Origin of the sequence: Shinella sp. (genome assembly GCF_049651085.1) — a bacterium.
Lineage (GTDB): Bacteria > Pseudomonadota > Alphaproteobacteria > Rhizobiales > Rhizobiaceae > Shinella.
Genome location: NZ_JBASBL010000026.1, coordinates 1 through 21429 on the forward strand (window position 1 = coordinate 1; position 21429 = coordinate 21429).

19 protein-coding genes and 3 tRNA genes are annotated in these 21429 nt (G+C 62.7%); 14 read left to right on the forward strand and 8 right to left on the reverse strand.

Annotation, left to right across the window (positions count from 1 at the left end; translation table 11 throughout):
• Window positions 1–127: GTP-binding protein (locus tag WA950_RS15995; RefSeq protein ID WP_424552968.1), on the reverse strand; the 127-nt coding region annotated here is incomplete at its 3' end.
• A 403-nt stretch (window positions 128–530) separates the two neighbouring features.
• On the opposite strand from WA950_RS15995, the gene WA950_RS16000 reads away from it, so the two are divergent.
• A complete protein-coding gene (locus WA950_RS16000; RefSeq protein ID WP_424552713.1) occupies window positions 531–1400 on the forward strand; it encodes a class I SAM-dependent methyltransferase in 870 nt (289 codons plus the stop codon).
• Between the two features lie 143 nt (window positions 1401–1543).
• Here WA950_RS16000 and WA950_RS16005 read toward each other — a convergent pair.
• Both WA950_RS16005 and WA950_RS16010 read right to left on the reverse strand, forming a co-directional pair.
• Window positions 1544–1617 (reverse strand) — tRNA-Gly (locus WA950_RS16005).
• Between the two features lie 26 nt (window positions 1618–1643).
• Window positions 1644–1728, reverse strand: a tRNA-Tyr gene (locus WA950_RS16010).
• 296 nt (window positions 1729–2024) lie between these two features.
• On the opposite strand from WA950_RS16010, the gene rlmB reads away from it, so the two are divergent.
• Window positions 2025–2900, forward strand: coding sequence for a 23S rRNA (guanosine(2251)-2'-O)-methyltransferase RlmB (gene rlmB / locus WA950_RS16015; protein ID WP_424552714.1), 876 nt, complete (start codon window positions 2025–2027; stop codon window positions 2898–2900).
• Between the two features lie 72 nt (window positions 2901–2972).
• Here rlmB and WA950_RS16020 read toward each other — a convergent pair whose 3' ends face one another.
• Complete coding sequence (locus WA950_RS16020) at window positions 2973–3596, reverse strand: FMN-dependent NADH-azoreductase (protein ID WP_424552715.1); 624 nt, start codon at window positions 3594–3596, stop codon at window positions 2973–2975.
• Between the two features lie 128 nt (window positions 3597–3724).
• Between WA950_RS16020 and WA950_RS16025 the strand changes: the two genes are divergently transcribed.
• The 6 genes from WA950_RS16025 (at window position 3725) to WA950_RS16050 (ending at window position 7092) form a co-directional block, all read left to right on the forward strand.
• A complete protein-coding gene (locus WA950_RS16025; RefSeq protein WP_424552716.1) occupies window positions 3725–4672 on the forward strand; it encodes a LysR family transcriptional regulator in 948 nt (315 codons plus the stop codon).
• A gap of 53 nt (window positions 4673–4725) precedes the next feature.
• Window positions 4726–4801 (forward strand) — tRNA-Thr (locus WA950_RS16030).
• A 277-nt stretch (window positions 4802–5078) separates the two neighbouring features.
• On the forward strand, window positions 5079–5246 hold the full coding sequence (locus WA950_RS16035; protein WP_424552717.1) for a hypothetical protein: 168 nt from the start codon (window positions 5079–5081) through the stop codon (window positions 5244–5246).
• Window positions 5247–5432: 186 nt separating this feature from the next.
• On the forward strand, window positions 5433–5642 hold the full coding sequence (locus WA950_RS16040; RefSeq protein WP_424552718.1) for a hypothetical protein: 210 nt from the start codon (window positions 5433–5435) through the stop codon (window positions 5640–5642).
• Window positions 5643–5771: 129 nt separating this feature from the next.
• Complete coding sequence (locus WA950_RS16045) at window positions 5772–6545, forward strand: NAD kinase (RefSeq protein ID WP_424552719.1); 774 nt, start codon at window positions 5772–5774, stop codon at window positions 6543–6545.
• Between the two features lie 31 nt (window positions 6546–6576).
• The gene (locus WA950_RS16050; protein WP_424552720.1) at window positions 6577–7092 is read left to right on the forward strand and encodes a hypothetical protein; all 516 of its coding nucleotides are present in this window, start codon (window positions 6577–6579) and stop codon (window positions 7090–7092) included.
• Window positions 7093–7136: 44 nt separating this feature from the next.
• Here the strand turns inward: WA950_RS16050 and prfB are convergent.
• The 3 genes from prfB to WA950_RS16065 form a co-directional block, all read right to left on the reverse strand.
• A protein-coding gene (prfB, locus tag WA950_RS16055; protein ID WP_424552721.1) for a peptide chain release factor 2 occupies window positions 7137–8268 on the reverse strand; the annotation gives its coding sequence in 2 pieces (ribosomal slippage) (window positions 7137–8198 and window positions 8200–8268; 1131 coding nt in all).
• Window positions 8269–8364: 96 nt separating this feature from the next.
• Entirely contained in the window at window positions 8365–10812 is a 2448-nt protein-coding gene (locus WA950_RS16060) for a penicillin-binding protein 1A (RefSeq protein WP_424552722.1), read from the reverse strand.
• A 276-nt stretch (window positions 10813–11088) separates the two neighbouring features.
• Window positions 11089–12324 (reverse strand): N-acetylmuramoyl-L-alanine amidase, encoded by a 1236-nt coding sequence (locus tag WA950_RS16065; RefSeq protein WP_424552969.1) that lies wholly within the window; start codon window positions 12322–12324, stop codon window positions 11089–11091.
• A gap of 638 nt (window positions 12325–12962) precedes the next feature.
• Here WA950_RS16065 and WA950_RS16070 point away from each other — a divergent pair.
• Both WA950_RS16070 and WA950_RS16075 read left to right on the forward strand, forming a co-directional pair.
• Window positions 12963–15893: an Rne/Rng family ribonuclease gene (locus WA950_RS16070; protein ID WP_424552723.1), complete on the forward strand. Its 2931-nt coding sequence runs from the start codon at window positions 12963–12965 to the stop codon at window positions 15891–15893.
• Between the two features lie 133 nt (window positions 15894–16026).
• The gene (locus WA950_RS16075) at window positions 16027–16791 is read left to right on the forward strand and encodes an SDR family oxidoreductase (RefSeq protein ID WP_424552724.1); all 765 of its coding nucleotides are present in this window, start codon (window positions 16027–16029) and stop codon (window positions 16789–16791) included.
• 75 nt (window positions 16792–16866) lie between these two features.
• Here WA950_RS16075 and WA950_RS16080 read toward each other — a convergent pair whose 3' ends face one another.
• Window positions 16867–18018, reverse strand: coding sequence for a pyridoxal phosphate-dependent aminotransferase (locus WA950_RS16080; RefSeq protein WP_424552725.1), 1152 nt, complete (start codon window positions 18016–18018; stop codon window positions 16867–16869).
• 207 nt (window positions 18019–18225) lie between these two features.
• On the opposite strand from WA950_RS16080, the gene WA950_RS16085 reads away from it, so the two are divergent.
• The 4 genes from WA950_RS16085 (at window position 18226) to accC (ending at window position 21424) form a co-directional block, all read left to right on the forward strand.
• Entirely contained in the window at window positions 18226–18984 is a 759-nt protein-coding gene (locus WA950_RS16085) for a DsbA family protein (RefSeq protein ID WP_424552726.1), read from the forward strand.
• A 152-nt stretch (window positions 18985–19136) separates the two neighbouring features.
• Entirely contained in the window at window positions 19137–19574 is a 438-nt protein-coding gene (aroQ, locus tag WA950_RS16090; protein ID WP_424552727.1) for a type II 3-dehydroquinate dehydratase, read from the forward strand.
• Between the two features lie 22 nt (window positions 19575–19596).
• Window positions 19597–20067, forward strand: a complete 471-nt coding sequence (gene accB, locus WA950_RS16095) for an acetyl-CoA carboxylase biotin carboxyl carrier protein (protein ID WP_424552728.1) — start codon at window positions 19597–19599, stop codon at window positions 20065–20067.
• A gap of 10 nt (window positions 20068–20077) precedes the next feature.
• Window positions 20078–21424: an acetyl-CoA carboxylase biotin carboxylase subunit gene (accC, locus tag WA950_RS16100; protein WP_424552729.1), complete on the forward strand. Its 1347-nt coding sequence runs from the start codon at window positions 20078–20080 to the stop codon at window positions 21422–21424.
• Window positions 21425–21429 lie beyond the last annotated feature (5 nt).

A 21429-nucleotide genomic window follows, 5' to 3' on the forward strand; every position in this document is an offset into this window, starting at 1 on the left:
CGTACGCCTTGAACTCGCCGAAATACTTCGTGATCGCAGCCGTCGTCGACGTCTTGCCATGGTCAACGTGGCCGATCGTGCCGATGTTTACGTGAGGCTTGTTGCGCTCAAACTTGCTCTTTGCCATGTCTTCTTTCCTACTGATCGAAAGTTGGGCTAACCGGCCCTTCCGGTTTGGCAGGCGTTTAAGGCTTTCGCAACGAATGCGCAAGCCTTAAATACGCAGCAAAACATGCCGGAAACGAGCTGAGGCAAGCCAGATCGTCCGCATATCGTGATAAAGAATCATTTTTTCAAGGCAAAGCGTTACGGCAGTAGACTGATTCTTTGCATGAAGACGGGAATGGAGCGGGTGGCGGAAATCGAACCCGTGTATTCAGCTTCGAAAGCTTCCAGAGCCATCCATCACTACAAGCCGGCGCGTCACTACCACTTCCAAACGCGCGTGTCGAATCTCGACGCGCGTCACTTTGACTCTCTTCCTTTCCCGGATCATTCCGCCTCTGGCGGAACACGAACACGAAAGAACAATGATGCTGCCTTTCGGCTGGAGAAACCGAATGCCAGCAGTCAACCATCCTATTCAGCGCGCGCTTAAACCATTCAACGCGCCTTACCACCATTGTTGCAGGGCGCAGTGTCAAAAGGACAAGTGGCGCACGCGCCCGCGACCACCTCATGCTGACAGCATGGAAACGATAGAGAGCCAGCGCACCTTCTGGAATGCCTGGAACGCCGAAAATCGAGAGGCGAGTGTCGGCGAGATCTCGCGTCGGCAGGCCGAGATCATTCTCGAGTGGCTGGGCCAGATCAACCGCAACGATCTGGCCATCATCGAAGTCGGCTGCGGCACCGGATGGCTGTGCCCGCTCCTCACCCGCTTCGGCCAGGTGACAGGCACCGACCTTTCAGACGACGTGCTGCGGCGCGCGCAGGTACGCTGGCCGCAAATCGAGTTCATCGCGGGCGACTTTGCCGCGTTGCCTCTCAAGGCGGAAGCCTATGACGTGGTGGTGAGCCTGGAAGTGCTCTCGCATATCGCCGACCAGCAAGCCTTCATTTCGCAGATCGCCCGGCTATTGAAACCCGGCGGGGTCCTGTTGATCGCCACCCAGAATAGAACCGTTCTTGCGGAACGCTGCCACATCCCCCCACCCCGCCCGGGCCAGTTGCGCAATTGGGTCGATCGGGAAGAGCTTCAAACGCTGCTGCAGAGCCGGTTCCACGTCGAGCGCCTTGTTTCCGCCAGTCCGGTCGCCCACAAGGGCCTGCGTCGCCTGCTGACCGGCCAACGAGTGAACAACGCCCTGCGCGGCGTCATCGGTGATCGCTGGCGTGACTTTCTGGAGCGCCGTGGCTGGGGCTGGACGCTCATGGCGATGGCACGAAAATCCAGGTGACCGCCCAACGCCGAAATCCAGCCCCTGATTCTCATTCAGGTGTTGGCGATGACCTCAAGGCAAGCGGGAAGAGTTCCGGACCGCGCGCTGGAAAGCGCAAGCGACACGAATGGCACGCCGATTTCATAAATCATTGAAAATGTTGGAGCGGGTAGCGGGAATCGAACCCGCGTATTCAGCTTGGAAGGCTGCTGCTCTACCATTGAGCTATACCCGCGGGGGTCATGATCCGAAGCAACGGAATGGTGGAGGGAGTTGGATTTGAACCAACGTAGGCTGAGCCAACGGATTTACAGTCCGTCCCCTTTAACCACTCGGGCATCCCTCCATATTCCGTCGGGATCATGCGACCGGCGGGCAGTGCCTTTCGGCTGCGCCCTCGATCTGGCGGCGTATATGACGGGCGCAATTGATCCTGTCAACACGACGTCACGGAAAAAATTACGAAAAATGTCATCGTCCCCATATGCCGTTCGCATGCCGGGGATTCTGCGCCGGCCGGCGAGCGACCGGCAGCATGCCGCAGTCCGCGGGACTGGTTGTCCATGCGCACAGCGATGATTTTCACCTGTCTTTATCGCAAATCCACTGCACACTTTTGCACGACATGCTTTATATGGCCGCATGAGCAAAGATGACACCGGCGGCAAGTCCGCAAAAGACACCCATTACGCCAACCTTCGCCGCGCCCACCGCGACCAGCGGCGCGAACGCGGCGAGATTCCGACACCCAGGGACGACCGCCGCCGCAAGCCGGCAGACGGCTGGAAGCCGCCTGCCCTCGCCCCCGATCAGGTCTATCTCTACGGCTTGCACACCGTGCGCGCGGCGCTCGACAATCCCGAGCGGAAGATCATCAAGCTTTCGGTGAGCCAGAATGCCGCCCAGCGGCTGGAACTGCCGGATTTCTCCACACTGCCCTATCCGGTAGAGACCGTGCTGCCCTCCGACCTCGACAAAGTGCTCGGGGCCGACGCGATCCACCAGGGCGTGATGCTGGAAACGCGCCCGCTGCCGGTACGCCGGCTGGAAGCGCTGAAGGACAGCCCCCTGCTCCTCGTGCTCGACCATGTGACCGACCCGCACAATGTCGGCGCGGTCATGCGCTCGGCCGTCGCCTTCAATGCCGGCGCCGTCATCACGACGCAGCGCCATTCGCCAACCGAATCGGGCGTGCTCGCCAAGACGGCCTCCGGCGCGCTGGAACTCATTCCCTATATCCAGATCACCAACCTGTCCGATGCGCTGGAAGAACTGCACAAGCTCGGCTTCCTGACGATCGGCCTTGATTCGGAAGGGCCCGCACCGCTGGAAGGCACGCTCTCGGGTCAGCGCATCGCGCTCGTCATGGGCGCGGAGGGCAAGGGCCTGCGGCAGAAGACGCGCGCCACCTGCAAGGCCCTCGCCCGTCTCGACATGCCCGGCGCCATCAAGTCGCTCAACGTGTCGAACGCGGCCGCCATCGCGCTTTACGCCACGCACCGGCATCTGTTCGGCTGAACAACCCGGCACGGAAAACGCAAAGGCCCGCCGGTTTGCGCCGGCGGGCCTTTGCGTTCGCGAGAACGGTCGTCAGCCGACGAGCCGCAGGTTCGCGCGGCCCGAAATGGCGCGCTCGGCTTCCGAGATCGCTTCGATCTTCGAATCGGGGCTGAGGTTCAGCCCCTCGGCGCGCACCACTTCCACATCCGTGATGCCGAAGAAGCCGAGCACGACCTTCAGGTAGCTTTCCTGGTGTTCCATGGCCGCCGCCGGGCCGCTGCTGTAATGACCGCCGCGGGTGGAGACGATGATGACCTTCTTGCCCTTGGCAAGGCCCTCGGGGCCTTCAGCCGTATAGCGGAACGTCTTGCCGGCTACAGCGACGCGGTCGATCCATGCCTTGAGCTGGCTCGGCAGGGAGAAATTGTACATGGGCGCGCCGAGGATGACGGTGTCGGCGGCAAGGAATTCTTCGAGGACGGCTTGGCCCTCGGCGACTTCCGCGGCGATCCGGGCGTCGATTTCTTCCGGCTTGGCATTGGCCGCCATCAGGTGGGCGCCGGAAAGATGCGGCAGCGGGCTTGCGACGAGGTCGCGATAGGTCACAGTAGCGCCCGGCTGTTCTGCCTTGATCTGGGCGACGACGGCCGCGGTAAGGCGGCGGGATACGGAATGGTCACCGAGAATGCCGGAGTCGATATGGAGAACGTTCATGGGTCAGCACCTTTGTTTGATTGGGTGCAACACATATGTTCTGAAAACAATCGCATGATTAGACGGCAAAAATCCAATTTACCGTTTCAAATATGAAACAATAATCAGACATCCACCGGAGAGACACCATGCAGGACCTGAACGATCTCGCGCTCTACGCCGCCGTCGTGCGGCACAAGGGCTTCACCGCAGCAGCCAATGCGCTCTCCGTGCCGAAATCGAAGATCAGCAAGCGGATCGCCGCGCTGGAGGAACGGCTCGGCGTGCGCCTCATCGAGCGCTCGACCAGAAAACTCTCCATCACCGATATCGGCCAGTCCTTCTATGAGCGCTGCGAGGCGGTGCTTTCCGGCGTGGAAGCGGCGGAAGCCGTCGTCGCCGTCGCCAAGGCGGAGCCGGCAGGCACCGTGCGCATGTCGATGCCGCCCGGCTTCGGGCCGGTGGTGGCCAATGTCCTGCCCGGCTTCATGAAGCGCTACCCGCTGGTGCGCGTTTCCATCCTCACTACCGGCCGGCCGGTCGATCTCATCGAGGAGCGAATCGATGTCGCCCTGCGCGTGCGCGACAGCTACGACACCGACCAGTCGCTGATCGTGCGCCGCTTCGGCGGCACGCGACGCTACCTTGCGGCAAGCCCCGCCTTTCTCGACCGCCACGGGCCTATCGACTTCGACACGATCGGCGGCGTGCCGACGCTCTCCATGGAGGAGAACAATCCGCGCGCCATCTGGTCGCTCTACAACGCGAATGGCGACGTGCATGACATTTCCCATACGCCGGTGCTCACCTGCTCGGATTTCAGCGTGCTGGAGCGGGCGACCATCGAGGGGATCGGCGTCGGCCTCCTGCCCGACATGATCGTCGAGCGGGGCTTTCGCAGCGGCCTGCTGACACCGGTCCTGCCGGACTGGTCGAGCGCGGAATCAGCCGTGCACGCCGTCTTCACCTCGCGCCACGGCATGCTGCCGGCCGTGCGCGCCCTCATCGACCATCTCGCCGAAAACCTGCCCCGCTCGATGCAGCATTGCCAGGAAATCGACCCAAAAGGCGGCTTCGACAGCAACTGGTCGATCTGAAGCGCCTCTTTTCGCTTTACAGCGGCGGAGAATATGCTAATTCCCACGCCAGTGCCCTTATAGCTCAGTTGGTAGAGCACCTGATTTGTAATCAGGGGGTCGCGCGTTCGAGTCGTGCTGGGGGCACCATCCACTTGTCTCAAGTGGTTTAAACGAAGCCATAAATTGGCTTCCACCCGTTGAACTTCAATTTTTTCTCGGCCTCAAATAGCGCAGTTTGCGTCACGCAACCTGCTGTCGTCACGGGCACGTTCTCCGGCGTTGCTGACCCCCTGCTCCCTCCCGCAAACGCTCCTCCGCAACACCACCTGATCCAGGTCTGGACCCTCCGTTTCCGCGCGTTCCAGGCGTGTCTTGACGTTTCGCGCAAAACGGAACATAAAGAGAACATTCGGAGGATGCGACGATGCAGAACGATGCCCTGGAACGTGGAACTGCCCTTCTGGAAGCCTGCCGGTCCCTGCGTGAGCGGCAGATGCAGAACCGGCTTGAACTTCAGCGCAAGGCCGCAGCGGTGGCCAAGCCGCTCTATGTCCTGAAGAGCAAGAAGCAGCTGGAGCTGCGCCTCCAGTGATCCCGGCGCGCCGCGCACGGGGCGAGACGGCAGGAGCGCCGGCACACGGGCGCATTGCCGTTCCTCGCCGACTGTCCTATAGGCCTTTGTAGCGTAGCGGTGCCTAGCGGCACCTCATCTGTCTCCCGCCGGCTTACCGGCAACGAGGCTGGCTGCAGCGCATGGCACTCTTGCGGAGGAACGGACGTGACGACAGACAAGGAAGCGGCAAACGGGCAACCGGTTTCGAAGGTCACGGTGGAGAAGGACCGCAGAGGGCATTATTTCTTCGCGCTGACCTATCGCGGCGTCACCTATCCGGTGAAGGGCCCCTTCGCCAGCTCCCTGCAGGCAGCCGTCGCCGGACAGGCCGCGCTCAAGGGCCTCGAAGCGCAGGCGAGCGGCCGCAAGCCCTGAGCACCCGGCCGAAGGCTTCCAGCGATCAGCTGTCATTTTCATATTTTTCAGATGCGCGTACCGTAAGGGCGTGCGACAAAGACCGGCCCGCAACGGGCACGTCTTTGCAGCGAGGATGCGGATCAGGGCATGATGCGTAATTTCACCTCCCTCTCCTTCGTCGCCTCGCAGGCGAGCGAAGCGCAGGAAGCGCGCGACGAGTTGATCGCCATCTATGGCAATGCCGATCCGGAAGAGGCCGATGTGATCGTCGCGCTCGGCGGCGACGGCTTCATGCTCCAGACGCTGCACACGACGATGAATACCGGCAAGCGCGTCTACGGGATGAACCGCGGCTCCATCGGCTTCCTGATGAACCGCTACGAGACCAAGGATCTCGAGGCGCGGATCGAGCATGCGGTGGAAAACGCCTTCCGGCCGCTGGAAATGGTGACCAGCGATGCGAGCGGCCAGGAACGGCGGGCGCTCGCGATCAACGAAGTGTACCTTTTCCGCCAGTCCTACCAGGCGGCAAAACTGCGGGTCAGCATCGACGGGCGCATGCGGCTGGAAGAGCTGATCTGCGACGGCCTGCTTTTGGCAACGCCGGCCGGCTCCACCGCTTACAACCTTTCCGCCCACGGCCCCATCCTGCCGCTGGAAGCCCCGCTGCTGGCGCTCACGCCGGTCAGCCCGTTCCGCCCCCGCCGCTGGCGCGGCGCGCTCCTGCCGAACAAGGTGACGGTGGAGATAGAGGTACTGGAAGCGGAAAAGCGGCCAGTCAATGCAGTCGCCGACAACACCGAGGTCAAGTCCGTCACATCGGTGCGCATCGCCGAATCGGTCGGCCAGTCGGCCCGTATCCTTTCAGATCCGGATCATTCCTGGTCCGACCGGATTCTTGCCGAACAGTTCGATTATTGATGCCGCGATCCCATCTGGACAGGAGTTCGCCATGAAACGGCATATGCTTGCCAGCGCCCTCGCCTTCCTCCTCCTCGCCGGTGGCCCGGCCGCTGCACAGGATGCATCGCCTGTCCCGGAAGCAATCACCTTCGTGGTGAGCACAGGCTTCTGGGAGGAAGCGGCCGAGAACGAGGCGGACGGAAATGCCGTAGCTGCCGCCAAGCCGAAAACGGCCGGTGCAGACCAGACCGCCGCCACACGCCGCGGCTACTACAAGCTGATCGCCTTGCGCCAGCCGGACGGTACGGCGCAGATCCATCTCCAGCAGATCGAGGCGACGGCGGATGGCCCGAAGATCGTCTCCTCCGCCGTGCTGGAAGAGTTTTCCGCGATGAAGCCCTACGTCACGGATATCCGCCCGGAAAATTCGACCGGGATCACCACCCAGCCCGGCCTCTTTGCCACAGTCTACCTGAAGACCGACCCAAAGGCCGCGGAGCCCGATAGCTGGACGGTCCTGATAAACGACCTCGGCGACATCAAGGTCGAGCGGGCGACAAACTGAAAACGGGCGCCGAAGCGCCCGTTTGCCTTGTATCTTCGTCAGCCTCAGTTCAGGTCGTCCACGACCGCATCGGCGCCGCCATTGACGCGGTGAGCGAGCGCGGCTTCCATGAACTCGTTGAGATCGCCGTCGAGAACGTCGGACGGCGCCGTGCTTTCGACCCCGGTGCGCATGTCCTTGACCAGCTGGTAGGGCTGCAGGACGTAGGAGCGGATCTGGTGGCCCCAGCCGATATCCGTCTTCGATGAGGCTTCGGCATTGGCCGCGTCCTCACGCTTCTTCAACTCCGCCTCGTAGAGGCGCGCACGCAACATGTCCCATGCCTTGGCGCGGTTCTTGTGCTGCGAGCGCTCCTGCTGGCAGGCAACGACGATGCCGGTCGGGATATGCGTGATGCGCACGGCCGAATCGGTCGTGTTGACGTGCTGGCCGCCGGCGCCCGACGACCGGTAGGTGTCGATACGGCAGTCGCTCTCATTGACCTCGATGCTGATCGAATCATCGACGACGGGATAGACCCAGACCGACGAGAACGACGTGTGGCGGCGCGCATTGCTGTCATAGGGCGAGATGCGGACGAGCCGGTGCACACCGGATTCCGTCTTCAGCCAGCCATAGGCATTGTGGCCCTTGACGAGCAGCGTAGCGGACTTGATGCCCGCCTCTTCGCCATCGTGGATTTCCAGCAGTTCCACCTTGTAGCCGGATTTCTCCGACCAGCGGGTGTACATGCGCAGCAGCATGTTCGCCCAGTCCTGGCTTTCCGTACCGCCGGCGCCGGAATGGACTTCGAGATAGGTATCGTTTGAATCCGCCTCGCCGGAGAGCATGGCCTCGACCTGCTTGCGCGCGGCCTCGGCCTTGACGCCCCTCAGGGCCTCTTCGGCTTCCTTGACGATGGATTCATCGCCCTCTTCCTCACCGAGCTCGATGAGTTCGATATTGTCGTTGAGCTGCTGCTCGATGGCCTTCACGCCATTGATCGCCTCATCCAGCTGCTGGCGCTCGCGCATCAGCTTCTGGGCTTCCTGGGCGTCGTTCCAGAGGGTGGGATCCTCTGCCTTGTTGTTCAACCAGTCCAGTCGTCTCAGCGCCTGATCCCAGTCAAAGATGCCTCCTCAGCAGGCTTATGGCCTGCTTGGTCTCGTCGATGATACTCTCGATTTCCGCGCGCATGTCCGTTTTCTTCGATGCTGTTTCGTTGGCCCCGAAATAGAGAGGGCGGGCGCGGATGTAAAGCCCGCGCCCGCCCTCAAAAAGCATCCGGCTCGATCAGAACAGGCCGCCGCTGCCGCCGCTCACAGCCTGGTTCGCCTGCGGCGAACTCTTCAGGATCTCCTCCGGCGTCGCAAACTCATCGCCGCCGATAACAGAGAAGACGTCAGCCGGGCCCGTGCCGGGTTTGAAGGCTTCCATGATCGTGTCCGGTTCACCCTCATAGGCCTGCATGCCCGTCTTCCGGTTGACGGCAATGAACTGCATGCCCTCCGGCACGATGAACTTCGTCGGGCGGGTGCCTTCGAGCGCCGCCTGCATGAACTCGTTGAAGAGCGGTGCTGCGAGCGAGCCACCGGTCGCACCACGGCCAAGGGGCGCCGGGGTATCGAAGCCGATGTAAAGGCCGGCGACCAGATCGGGCGTATAGCCGACGAACCAGGCGTCCTTCTCGTCGTTGGTCGTACCGGTCTTGCCGGCCGTCGGACGGTCGAGCTTGACCTTGCCGGCAGCCGTGCCGCGGGTGACGACGCCTTCCATCATCGAGGTGATCTGGTAGGCGGTCATCGGGTCGAGAACCTGCTCGCGATTGTCGACCAGCGTCGGCTCTTCCTGGTTTTCCCAATCGTTGGCGTTGCAGTTCTCGCAGGTGCGCTCTTCGTGGCGGAAGATCGTCTTGCCGTAGCGATCCTGGATACGGTCGATCAGCGAGGGCTTGATCTGCTTGCCGCCATTGGCGAGCACCGCATAGGCCGAGACCATGCGCAGCACGGTCGTCTCGCCGGAGCCGAGCGACATGGACAGCACCGGATACATCTTGTCGTAGATGCCGAAGCGCTCGGCATATTCGGCGACGAGGTTCATGCCCATGTCGTTGGCAAGGCGCACGGTCATCAGGTTGCGCGAACGCTCGATACCCAGACGAAGGGTCGAGGGGCCGGCCGCACCGCCGCCGTAGTTCTGCGGGCGCCAGACTTGGCCGCCGGCGACCATCTCGAACGGCGCATCCATGATCACCGAGGCGGGTGTATAGCCGTTGTCGAGCGCTGCTGCGTAGACGAAAGGCTTGAAGGAGGAACCAGGCTGGCGCATCGCCTGCGTCGCGCGGTTGAACTCCGACTGGCCATAGGAAAAGCCTCCGACCATGGCGAGCACGCGGCCCGTATGCGGGTCCATGGCGACGAGTCCACCCTGCACCTTCGGCGGCTGGCGCAGGCGATAGGTGCCGCCTTCCATCGGTTCGACATAGACGACGTCGCCGACATTGAAGACGCCCGCCGGCGACTTGGCCGTCTTGCGGTCACCCTTGGCCGAACGATAGGCCCAGCTCATGTTCTTGGCCTCGATGCGGCCGGTGACCCGTTCCTCGACGACCTTGCCGGACGCTTCCTTGCGCGGCTGGAGCCCGATATCGGCCCCGCCGTCATCGACCGCCAGCACGGCGGCGAGCTTCCACTCCGGCACGTCGGAAAGCACGCCGACCTTGGCGAGCTCCACACCCCAGTCGCCGCCGATCTCGATGGTCTTGATCGGGCCGTGGAAGCCGCGGCGCTCGTCATAGGTCAGCAGACCGTGCTGAAGCGTCTTGCGCGCAGCAACCTGGATGCGGGGATCGAGCGAGGTGCGGACGGAAAGGCCGCCCTCATAAAGCGCGTTGTCGCCGTAGCGCTCGATGATCTGCCGGCGAACCTCCTCGGAAAAATAGTCCGACGCGAAGAGATAGGTGCCGCGGTGGCGCGGCGTCACGCCGAGCGGCTGGGTCTTGGCTTCCGCGCCGTCGCCCTGGGTGACGTAACCGTTCTCGACCATGCGGTCGATGACCCAGTTGCGACGCTCTATGGCAGCTTCCGCACGGCGGAAGGGATGGTAGTTCGACGGGCCTTTCGGGAGCGCGGCGAGATAGGCGGTCTCGGCTATCGTCAGCTCGGTGACGGATTTGTCGAAATAGGTGAGCGCGGCGCCGGCAATACCGTAGGAGTTGAGGCCGAAGAAGATCTCGTTGAGGTAAAGCTCAAGAATGCGATCCTTCGAATAGGCCTGCTCGATGCGGAAGGAGAGAATGGCCTCCTTCACCTTGCGGTCGATCGTCTGGTCGGAGGAGAGCAGGAAGTTCTTGGCGACCTGCTGCGTGATCGTCGATGCGCCGACCGGACGGCGGCCCGAGCCCATATTCTGCAGGTTGACCACGATGGCGCGGAACAGGCCCGTCACGTCGACGCCGGGGTGCTGGTAGAAATTCTTGTCTTCCGCCGACAGGAAGGCAGCCTTCACGCGATCGGGAATGGCCTGGATCGGCAGATAGAGACGGCGTTCGCGGGCATATTCGGCCATCAGCGCGCCGTTGCCGGCATGCATGCGCGTCGTCACCGGTGGCGCATAGCTGTTCAACACCTCATAATCGGGAAGATCCTTGGTGACACTTCCGAGATAGAGGGCGACCACAGCCGCCACGCCGAGGAAGAACACGGCGCCAATCCCGAAGAAATATCCAATCAGTCTGATCATGAGCCAGTTACCGATGCCTTATGCTTATAATTTCATCGAGCAGACCTGCTACCCGGCCTGAGCCGCCCCGGCTGGTTCGACCGTTGCGCCCTGCCCTTCCGAAGACGAGTCGCCCCATTTTCTCGATCCCCTCTAGCGATCGGAATGTGAGGAAAATAGGGCTTACAGCATGCCTAACGGCTTCGCTACCGCACAATGGCGGCCAATGTCACTTTTCCAGCACAGGCGACATTAGCATGTTCGCAGCCCAAGCGCCTCAGGCTTCGCCGGACAGGCTTAACCGCCATTGGCCACGATGGTGATGCGATATTCTTCCACGGCCTTGGCCACGAGACCGGCAACCTTTTTCTGCCAGGCCGGATCGATCAGCAGCTGCTCGTCGTCCTTGTTCGACATGAAGCCGAGTTCGAGCAGGACCGACGGCACGTCCGGCGCGGTCAGCACGCGAAAGCCCGCATGGCGATGCGGATTGTTGATCAGCAGCACTTCGTTTTTGAAGGTGCTCACGACGCTCCGGGCTAGGTTGATGGAAAAGGCCTGCGTCTCACGGCGCGTCAGGTCGAGCAGGATATCGGCAACTTCCGCCGGCTCGTCCGAAAAGGAGATGCCCGCAATCTGGTCGGAGAGGTTTTCGCGCTCGGCAAGATTGGCCGCCAGGCTGTCCGACGCCTTGTCGGAGATCGTGTAGACCGTCGCGCCGCGAATGTCCTTCTGCTTCAGCGTATCGGCGTGGATGGAGATAAGGAGGTTCGCGCCTTCGTTTCGGGCAAGCTGCACGCGTTGCGAGAGCGAGAGGAATTCGTCTTTGTCGCGGGTCAGGATGGCGCGCGTGCCGGGCAGCTTGTTCAGCGCCTCGGCGAGCTGGCGGGCGAAGGCGAGCGTGACATTCTTTTCCTCCGTCTTCGTAACGCCGCCGCGAGCGCCATTGTCGATGCCGCCATGGCCGGCATCGACCGCGATGACGAAAGGCCCGTCCACCCGGCTCCCCGGCAGCATGACCGGCGTCTCGCCACCCGTCGGAGCAGCGGCCTCCTGCCAGCTTTGCTTTTCCACCTGGTCCTGGAAAGCCTGGTCCGTGACGATGGCCGTATCGATCACGAGGCGATAGCTCGCAGCCCCCTGCTCTTCCTGTACCTCGGCAAGAACCACGCCGATGGGACGCGACGCCGTCAGCACGATGCGCGAGCGGCCTGCGGCCATCGTGCCATATCGAATGTCGGAGAAGATGCCGCGCGCCTCCAGTTCATCCGCCTTGATGCCGAACGCGGTCTCCGGCAGGTCGATCAGGACCCGGTAGGGATTGGCGACGTAGTGGACCTTGAATTCCGGCTTGCGGTCGAAATCGATGACGAGGCGCGTGCGCGCGTCGTCGCCGGCAATGCGCGCACCGAAGACGAGGAGCGGTCCAGCCGGAGCGGAAACGGCATGGGCCGGCGCCGTCACAGAAAGGCACAACAGGGCGACCATCGCAGCGGCGGCGTGGGGGATCTTTTTGGTCAGGAGGCGTAGCATCACCACTGGCAGTCCGTTCGAATCAAACGCGTGGAAACCGCGCGATGCAGCGCAGAACAAGCTCAATAGATGCCCCCATATAGTTAACCAAAGCTTGCAAAAGGGCTGCACCGCCAAAGCGATGCACACAGCCTGCAAATCCATCAAGATTATGACGCTCCGGGCTTTTCCCTTGCCATTGTGATATATCCGCCATAAAAGCAAAATCAGGGAAAAAGAATAGACGGGATAGAATCGCTTAGAGCAGGCAGCCATTCCTTCGGGACTTGGCGCCGAACCGGGCCTTCATCCGCCGTCGCGCTGCTTTTTCCTAGCCGACTAGATCGCGTAAACCGGCGGTGGCCGGAACAGTCAAGGTGGGTTTCCACCACTCGCCCTTACCCAAGGGCAATTTCATCGGACCGTTGAGGTCTATGGCACAGGCATTCTCGTTGGACGTTGATGTTGTCGCAGCGGATTTTATCAGAGGGTAACAGGCACCGGGACGTTCGCGTACCGACCTCCCCTCGTCCGCTTACCCCTCACCGGGGCCCGACGGGAACTTACTTATTCGGCGCATTCCTCTCCTCCACCGGCACTCCCCTTTCAGGGAGCAGTTCGCCGTCAGGATTGCGGTTGCGCCGAGGAGCTCAATCTAAATGGCAGAGAAAATGCTTATCGACGCGTCTCACGCTGAAGAGACGCGCGTCGTTGTCGTACGCGGAAACCGCATAGAAGAATTCGACTTCGAATCCGAACACAAGAAGCAGATCCGCGGCAATATCTACCTTGCCAAGGTCACACGCGTTGAACCGTCGCTCCAGGCGGCCTTCGTTGATTACGGCGGCAATCGCCACGGCTTCCTGGCCTTCGCCGAAATCCATCCGGATTACTACCAGATCCCTCTCGCCGACCGCCAGGCACTGCTGAAGGCCGAAGCCGAGGAACATCGCCGCGACGACGATATCGAGTCGGTCGAGACGGCAACGGATCTGTCCGCTGACAAGGAAACCGACGTAGCGCCGGAATCCGCCGAGACCGACGCGGCCGTCGAGGAAGCTCCAGCCGAGGCGATCGCCGAGACCGTTGCAGAAGCCGAAGTCGTTGAGGCCGTTGCCGAAACCGTCGAGGAAGCTCCGGCCGAAAAGCCGAAGAAGCCGCGCCGCGCCCGCAAGCCCAAGGCAAAGGCAGAGGCAGAGGCAGAGGCAGAGGACGCCCCGGCTGCCGAAGAGGCCGCCGCCCCTTCCGAGGGCAGCGACGACGAGACGCCCGGCGGCGCGATGGCCATGGCCGTCGACACCGACGAGGTTTCCGAGCCGGTCGAGCGTTCGCGCGGCCGTCGCCGGCGCGATGACGACGACGATGATGACGACGATCACAACGGCGAGGAAAAGGAAGTCATCGAATCCGTCGGTGCCGAAGACGCGATGGAAGAGGTTCCGGACCGCGTCCAGCGCAAGCCGCGCAAGCAGTACCGCATCCAGGAAGTCATCAAGCGCCGCCAGATCCTGCTCGTGCAGGTCGCCAAGGAAGAACGCGGCAACAAGGGCGCGGCGCTGACCACGTACCTGTCGCTCGCCGGCCGCTACTCCGTCCTGATGCCGAACACGGCGCGCGGCGGCGGTATTTCCCGCAAGATCACCAACCTTCAGGACCGCAAGCGCCTGAAGGAAATCGCCCGCGACCTCGAGGTTCCGCAAGGCATGGGCGTGATCCTGCGCACCGCCGGTGCGAACCGCACCCGCGTCGAGGTCAAGCGCGACTTCGAATATCTGATGCGCCTTTGGGAGAACGTACGCACGCTGACGCTCGCCTCCACGGCCCCCTGCCTCGTCTACGAGGAAGGCTCGCTCATCAAGCGCTCGATCCGCGACCTTTATAACAAGGACATCAGCGAGATCGTCGTAGCCGGCGAGGAAGGCTACCGGGAAGCCAAGGGCTTCATGAAGATGCTGATGCCGAGTCATGCGAAGGTCGTTCAGCCCTATCGCGACGTGCATCCGATCTTCTCGCGCTCGGGCATCGAAGCCCAGCTCGACCGCATGCTGCAGCCGCAGGTGACGTTGAAGTCCGGCGGTTACATCATCATCAACCAGACCGAGGCGCTCGTCTCGGTCGACGTCAACTCCGGCCGTTCGACGCGCGAGCACTCCATCGAAGAGACCGCGCTCCAGACGAACCTGGAAGCTGCCGAAGAAGTGGCGCGCCAGCTCCGCCTGCGCGACCTTGCCGGCCTCGTCGTCATCGACTTCATCGACATGGAGGAGAAGCGCAACAACCGTGCCGTCGAGAAGCGTCTGAAGGACCACCTCAAGAACGACCGCGCCCGCATCCAGGTCGGCCGGATCTCGCATTTCGGCCTGCTCGAAATGTCGCGCCAGCGCATTCGCGCCTCGGTTCTCGAATCGACGATGCAGACCTGCCCGCATTGCAACGGCACGGGCCATATCCGCTCGCAGTCGTCGGTGGCGCTGCATGTCCTGCGCGGCATCGAGGAATATCTCCTCAAGAACACGACGCACAATATCGTCGTGCGCACGACGCCGGATATCGCGCTCTACCTGCTCAACCACAAGCGCGGCACGATCATCGATTACGAAGGCCGCTTCGGCGTCGACATCATCATCGAGGCGGACTCCCATGTCGGCGCGCAGCATTTTGCGATCGACCGTGGCGAGCCCGTAGAGAACCCGGTCAAGATCGAACAGCTCCTGCACTTCGAACCCGAGCCGGAAGACGATGACGTCGTGATCGAGGAAGAGATCGACGAGGAAGAAGACGAAGCGGGTCCGGCTGCAGCTGCCGCCGCGCAGGACTCTCCTGCCTCGGCGACGTCCGACGAGAACGGCCGCAACAAGCGCAAGCGTCGTCGCCGTCGTCGTGGCCGCGGCCGCGAAAATGGCGAAGGCGCCGACACCGCCTCCTTCGGCGGCGAGCAGGCCGGTGACGAAGACGTGCTCGACGATGACGACGCCGAAGGCGACGAGGGCACGGAAGAAACGCAGGCCCAGACCGACGAAACCGCCGAGCAGCGCCGCAAGCGCCGCCGTCGCGGCAAGCGCGGTGGTCGCCGCAATCGTCCCGAGGACGGTACGGCCGAAGCCGGTGCGGAAGGCGATGAAGCCGACAGCGATGCCGAAGAAGGCGATGCTGCCGAAGCGGTAGCCGTTGTCGAGACGGATGTCGCCGAAGTGGTCGCCGCTGCCGAGGAAGCGCCCGCCGAAGCCGCTGTGGAAGCACCGGTCGAAGCTGTCGCGGAAGAAGAGCCGGCAAAGCCGAAGCGCGCTCGCCGCAGCCGTGCGAAGGTTGTTGAAGAACCCGTCACCGACGAGACCGTCCGCAGCGAAATCGAGGCGCAGCCTGTACCGGCTACCGCCGCAGAGGAAGCAACGCCGCTGGTCGAACCGGAAGTCGAGCAGGCATCCGCCGATCTCGACGCTCCGGCCAAGCCGGTCCGCGCCAACCGCGATATTTCCAAGATCGCGTCGGAGCCGGTGGTGAAGTCTTCGACCACCAAGGAAGCAGCGCCGGACGACGAGCCGGAAAAGCCCAAGAAGGGTGGCTGGTGGCAGCGCCGCGGTTTCTTCTAGGATCCGCCAGCATCACGGAATGACAAAAGGCCCGGTTTCGACCGGGCCTTTTTCGTGTGCGCGGGAATCGGGTGGTTCCTCCTTCGCCCTTCTGCGACATCCCCGTCGTCAGAAATCAGCAAGGAAAATCGCCATGACCCGTCTTGAAAACAAAGTCGCCATCATCACCGGCGCCAGTTCCGGCATCGGCCGCGCCGCCGCCCTCCTCTTTGCCCGGCAGGGAGCGAAGATCGTTTTGTCCGCGCGCGGACGCGAACGGCTCGACGCGGTTGCCGGCGAGGTCCGCGCGGAAGGTGGCGCCGCCATCGCTGTCCCCGGCGACGTCGGCGAGGAAGCGCATCATCAGGCACTGGTCGCGACTGCACAGGCAGAATTCGGCGGCGTGGACATCGCCTTCAACAATGCAGGCACGACCGGGCCGATCGGGCCTTTGCCGGATCTCTCCATGGCGGACTGGCAGGATGTCCTCGACGTCAACCTGACCAGCGCCTTCCTCGCGGCCAAGTACCAGTTGCCGGCCATGGAAGCGCGCGGCGGCGGAAGCCTCGTCTTCACCTCGACCTTCGTCGGCTATACCGCAGGCTTTCCGGGGCTTGCCGCCTATGCGGCGTCGAAGTCTGGCCTTGTCGGCCTCGTGCAGGTGCTTGCCTCCGAATACGGTCCGAGGGGCATTCGCGTGAATGCGCTGCTTCCGGGCGCGACGGATACGCCGATGGGGCGGGACGTCGCCAACACACCGGAAGCCAGACAGTTCATTGCGGGGCTGAACGCCTTCAAGCGCATCGCGGAACCGGAGGAAATCGCCGAGGCAGCACTCTTCCTCTGCTCGGACGCCTCCAGCTTCACCACAGGCACGGCGATGCTGGTCGATGGCGGAGTTTCGATCAACCGGGTCTGAGAAAACGATTCAGGTGATTGAGGATTCGATTCCGTTTCCGGCTGCAAAGCCATGAAACGGAATCGTTTTCCGTTCTCAGGCGAGCCAGGCCTGGAGGCGGTCGACCGCCTCGTTCATCTCCTCGAAGGAGCCGGCATAGGAAAAGCGCATCGTGTGGTGGCCGTCGCGCGGGTCGAAATCGATGCCCGGCGTTGCCGCCACATCGGTCTCGGCCAGCATGCGGCGGGCGAAGGCCATGCTGTCATTGGTGAAGTGGCTGACATCCACATAGGCGTAGAAGGCACCGTCCATCGGTGACGCGATGGAAAAGCCGAGTTCCGGCAGGCGCTTGACGAGGAAATCGCGGTTGACGCGATAGGCATCGCGATAGACGTCCAGTTCCGCTTCCGCGCCGAGCGCGGCTTGCGCCGCGATCTGGGACAGTTCCGGCGCGGAAATATAGAGGCTCTGGGCAATGCGCTCGACCGGACGCACTAGCGCCTCCGGCAACACCATCCAGCCGATGCGCCAGCCGGTCATGCAATAGTATTTCGAGAACGAATTGATAATCACCGCCTCGTCGCCAAATTCCAGCGCCGTCGCCTCTTCGCCGACGAAGGTGAGGCCGTGATAGATCTCGTCGGAGATGAAGGCGATGCCGTTCTCCCGGCAATAGGCGGAAAGCGCCGCAAGATTGGCGCGCCCCGTGACGGTGCCCGTGGGATTGGCGGGACTTGCCAGAAGCACGCCATCGATACGTCCATGCGCAGCAGCGGCCGCTTCCAGCGCCTGCGGCGTCAGCGTAAAGCCGTTTGCGGCGCTCACCTCGATCTCCACCGTCTCGATGCCGAGCGCGGCGAGGATGTTGCGGTAGGCTGGGTATCCGGGGCGTGCGATGGCGACCCTGTCGCCGGCGTCGAACAGCGCCAGGAAGGCCAAGTTGAAGCCGGCGGAAGAGCCCGTGGTAATCGCGATTCGGCCCGGATCGACCGAAACCCCATGGCGATCCCGGTAGAAATCCGAAATGGCGCTTCGCAGCGAAAGGAGGCCGAGCGCATCCGTATAGCCGATGCGGCCGATCTCGAGTGCCCGGCGGGCGGCCTCGCGCGCGGCTTGCGGTGCGGGATGCACCGGCTGGCCGACGGCCATGGAAATCACCGGCCGGCCGGCAGCGCGCCGTTTCGTCGCCTCGGCGAGCACGTCCATGGCGTGAAAGGGTTCGACGGCGCCGCGGCGGGAGAGTTTCATGGGCAATGCCTCCGGTTCTTCGACTGCGCCTTCCTGCCGCAAGAAACGCCCATTCACAATCCCGCGATGGCCGAAAATCCGCCGCTTTTGCCCTATCGTTTGCCGCAGGGTGATCATAAGGTCGTTGAAAGCGCCCACATGCGCATTGACGCACGGGCGCTGCCAATGGCACTTCAGCGGCGCATCACGACGAGGATCTGGACAGACATGACATTCAAGACGAAGCTTGCGGCCACCGTCGCTCTCACCATTGCGGTCGCAGCGCCCCTACCCGCTCTCGCCCTCGACGATGCGCAGAAGAAGGAATTCGGCGAGTTCATCAAGGAGTACCTCGTCGAAAACCCGGAAATCCTGATCGAAGTCCAGGAAGCCCTGCAGAAGAAGCAGGAAGCAGAGCAGCAGGCCAAGGCCCAGTCGGCCATCACCGACAACGAGAAGGCGATCTTCTCCTCGCCCTACGATATCGCGCTCGGCAACCCGGAAGGCGACGTCACCATCGTCGAGTTCTTCGATTACAATTGCGGTTACTGCAAGCGCGCGCTCACCGACATGGAAGAGCTCCTGAAAGAGGACAAGAACATCCGCTTCGTGCTGAAGGAGCTGCCGATCCTCGGTCCCGATTCGCTGGCAGCCCACAAGGTAAGCGCTGCCGTGCGCGACCTTTCGCCGGAGAAGTACGGCGAGTTCCACCGCGCGCTGCTTGGCAGCGAAGGCCGCGCGACGGAAGAGAGCGCCATTGCGCTTGCTGCCGGCATGGGCCTTTCCGAAGCGGATATCCGCAAGACCATGGCCGACAAGCCGCATGACGACGCCGTGCGCGAAGCATATTCGCTGGCGAACGATCTCGGCATCACCGGAACGCCGTCCTACGTGCTCGGCCAGGAAACGGTGTTCGGTGCTGTCGGCGCGGACGACCTGCGCGAAAAGATCGCGAATATCCGCTCCTGCGGCAAGACATCCTGCTGAGAACCGTCATCTTCTTGCCATGCTGGACGTGTTCAGCCTGAGCTGCTTGTGGACAGCGCACCTTACGGCCGGAAAAGCCCCTACCCTTGGGGCTTTCCCTGCGGGAACCGCCGGTCTATAGGTAATCCTCCATCCAGCATGCGGAATTACCAATGGCTTCAACCCTTTTCGTGCTCAACGGTCCCAACCTGAACGCACTCGGCAAACGCGAACCCGGTATCTATGGCGGCCAGACGCTCGCCGATATCGAAGCGCTCTGCAAGGCGGAGGGCGAGAAGCTTGGCGTTACCGTCGAATTCCGCCAGTCCAATCATGAAGGCGACCTGGTCGACTGGATCCACGAGGCCGGCGATACCGCCGCTGGCATCGCCATCAATGCCGGCGCCTATACCCACACATCGATCGCCCTGCACGACGCCATCCGCGCCGTGAAGATACCGGTGGTCGAACTGCACCTTTCCAACGTGCATGCCCGCGAGGAGTTCCGCCACAAGTCGATGATCGCACCCGCCGTAAAGGGTGTCATCTGCGGCTTTGGTGCGCATAGCTATATCCTCGCGCTTCATGCGCTTTCGTCCATCAAGACATAAGAAGAACTAGAGGCTCATTTCCATGTCTGACAAGAAACACGGCATCGATCAGGTTCTGATCCGCGATCTCGCAAACATCCTCAACGAGACGGATCTGACCGAGATCGAAGTGGAGCAGGACGACCTGCGTATCCGCGTCTCGCGCGCCGGCACTCCGCAATATGTCCAGGCACCGGTTGCCGGCCCGGCTCCGGCCTACGCTGCACCGGCCGCAGTTGCCGCCGTAGCAGCAGCGCCTGTCGCAGATGCCCGCAACAACAAGAACGCCGTGACGGCGCCGATGGTAGGCACCGCCTACCTCTCCCCGGCTCCGGGCGCGCGCGCCTTCGTGGAAGTCGGTGCGACCGTCAAGGAAGGCCAGACCATCCTCATCATCGAAGCCATGAAGACGATGAACCAGATCCCGGCCCCGCGTTCCGGCAAGGTCACTGAAATCCTCGTCTCGGATGCCAGCCCGGTCGAATACGGCGAACCGCTGATCATCATCGAATAAGGCGGCCCCCATGATCTCCAAAGTCCTCATTGCCAACCGCGGCGAAATCGCCCTTCGGGTCCTTCGGGCCTGCAAGGAGCTGGGCATCGCCACGGTTGCCGTGCATTCGACGGCCGATGCCGACGCCATGCATGTGCGCCTTGCCGACGAGAGCGTGTGCATCGGTCCGCCCCCGTCGCGTGACAGCTATCTGAACATCCACCAGATCGTCGCGGCCTGCGAGATCACCGGCGCAGACGCCGTACATCCGGGCTACGGCTTCCTGTCGGAAAACGCGAAGTTCGCGGAGATCCTCGACGCGCACGGCATCACCTTCATCGGCCCTACGGCGGAACACATCCGCATCATGGGCGACAAGATCACCGCCAAGCAGACGGCGCTGGAACTCGGCATCCCCGTCGTTCCCGGTTCCGATGGCGAAGTGAAGCCGGAGAATGCGCTGGAAGTCGCCCGCCAGATCGGCTTTCCCGTGCTCATCAAGGCCACCGCCGGCGGCGGCGGCCGCGGCATGAAGGTCGCCAAGACCGAAGCCGATCTCGATGAAGCGGTCTCGACGGCCCGTTCCGAGGCGCTTGCCGCCTTCGGCAACGACGCCGTCTACCTGGAAAAGTACCTCGGCAAGCCGCGCCACATCGAAATCCAGGTCGTCGGCGACGGCATGGGCAATGCGGTGCATCTCGGCGAGCGCGACTGCTCTCTGCAGCGCCGTCACCAGAAGGTCTGGGAAGAGGCAAACTCCCCGGCCCTCAATGTCGAGCAGCGCATGAAAATCGGCCAAATCTGCGCCGACGCCATGAAGAAGCTGAAATATCGCGGCGCCGGCACGGTCGAATTCCTCTACGAGAACGGCGAGTTCTATTTCATCGAAATGAACACCCGCCTGCAGGTGGAGCATCCGATCACCGAGGCGATCACCGGTATCGATCTCGTGCACGAGCAGATCCGCGTCGCCTCCGGCGCAGGCCTGTCGGTACGCCAGGAAGACATCGTGTTTTCCGGCCATGCCATCGAGTGCCGCATCAATGCGGAAGACCCGCGCACCTTCGTGCCCTCGCCCGGCACGATCACGCATTTCCATGCGCCCGGCGGTCTCGGCGTGCGGGTGGATTCGGGCGTCTATCAGGGTTACCGCATCCCGCCCTACTACGACAGCCTGATCGGCAAGCTGATCGTGCACGGCCGTACCCGCGTCGAATGCATGATGCGCCTGCGCCGTGTGCTGGACGAGTTCGTCATCGACGGCATCAAGACGACGCTGCCGCTCTTCCAGGACCTGATCGGCAATCAGGACATCGCCAACGGCGATTATGACATCCACTGGCTGGAAGACTATCTGGCCGACAAGACCGACGCCTGAGGGGC

Bases quoted from the DNA above. Each gene is read 5' to 3' on its own strand.
- WA950_RS16000 (WP_424552713.1), top strand. From the start codon at position 531: ATGATGCTGCCTTTCGGCTGGAGAAACCGAATGCCAGCAGTCAACCAT.
- rlmB (WP_424552714.1), top strand. From the start codon at position 2,025: ATGAGCAAAGATGACACCGGCGGCAAGTCCGCAAAAGACACCCATTAC.
- WA950_RS16020 (WP_424552715.1), bottom strand. From the start codon at position 3,596: ATGAACGTTCTCCATATCGACTCCGGCATTCTCGGTGACCATTCCGTA.
- WA950_RS16025 (WP_424552716.1), top strand. From the start codon at position 3,725: ATGCAGGACCTGAACGATCTCGCGCTCTACGCCGCCGTCGTGCGGCAC.
- WA950_RS16035 (WP_424552717.1), top strand. From the start codon at position 5,079: ATGCAGAACGATGCCCTGGAACGTGGAACTGCCCTTCTGGAAGCCTGC.
- WA950_RS16045 (WP_424552719.1), top strand. From the start codon at position 5,772: ATGATGCGTAATTTCACCTCCCTCTCCTTCGTCGCCTCGCAGGCGAGC.
- WA950_RS16050 (WP_424552720.1), top strand. From the start codon at position 6,577: ATGAAACGGCATATGCTTGCCAGCGCCCTCGCCTTCCTCCTCCTCGCC.
- WA950_RS16060 (WP_424552722.1), bottom strand. From the start codon at position 10,812: ATGATCAGACTGATTGGATATTTCTTCGGGATTGGCGCCGTGTTCTTC.
- WA950_RS16065 (WP_424552969.1), bottom strand. From the start codon at position 12,324: ATGCTACGCCTCCTGACCAAAAAGATCCCCCACGCCGCCGCTGCGATG.
- WA950_RS16070 (WP_424552723.1), top strand. From the start codon at position 12,963: ATGGCAGAGAAAATGCTTATCGACGCGTCTCACGCTGAAGAGACGCGC.
- WA950_RS16075 (WP_424552724.1), top strand. From the start codon at position 16,027: ATGACCCGTCTTGAAAACAAAGTCGCCATCATCACCGGCGCCAGTTCC.
- WA950_RS16080 (WP_424552725.1), bottom strand. From the start codon at position 18,018: ATGAAACTCTCCCGCCGCGGCGCCGTCGAACCCTTTCACGCCATGGAC.
- WA950_RS16085 (WP_424552726.1), top strand. From the start codon at position 18,226: ATGACATTCAAGACGAAGCTTGCGGCCACCGTCGCTCTCACCATTGCG.
- aroQ (WP_424552727.1), top strand. From the start codon at position 19,137: ATGGCTTCAACCCTTTTCGTGCTCAACGGTCCCAACCTGAACGCACTC.
- accB (WP_424552728.1), top strand. From the start codon at position 19,597: ATGTCTGACAAGAAACACGGCATCGATCAGGTTCTGATCCGCGATCTC.
- accC (WP_424552729.1), top strand. From the start codon at position 20,078: ATGATCTCCAAAGTCCTCATTGCCAACCGCGGCGAAATCGCCCTTCGG.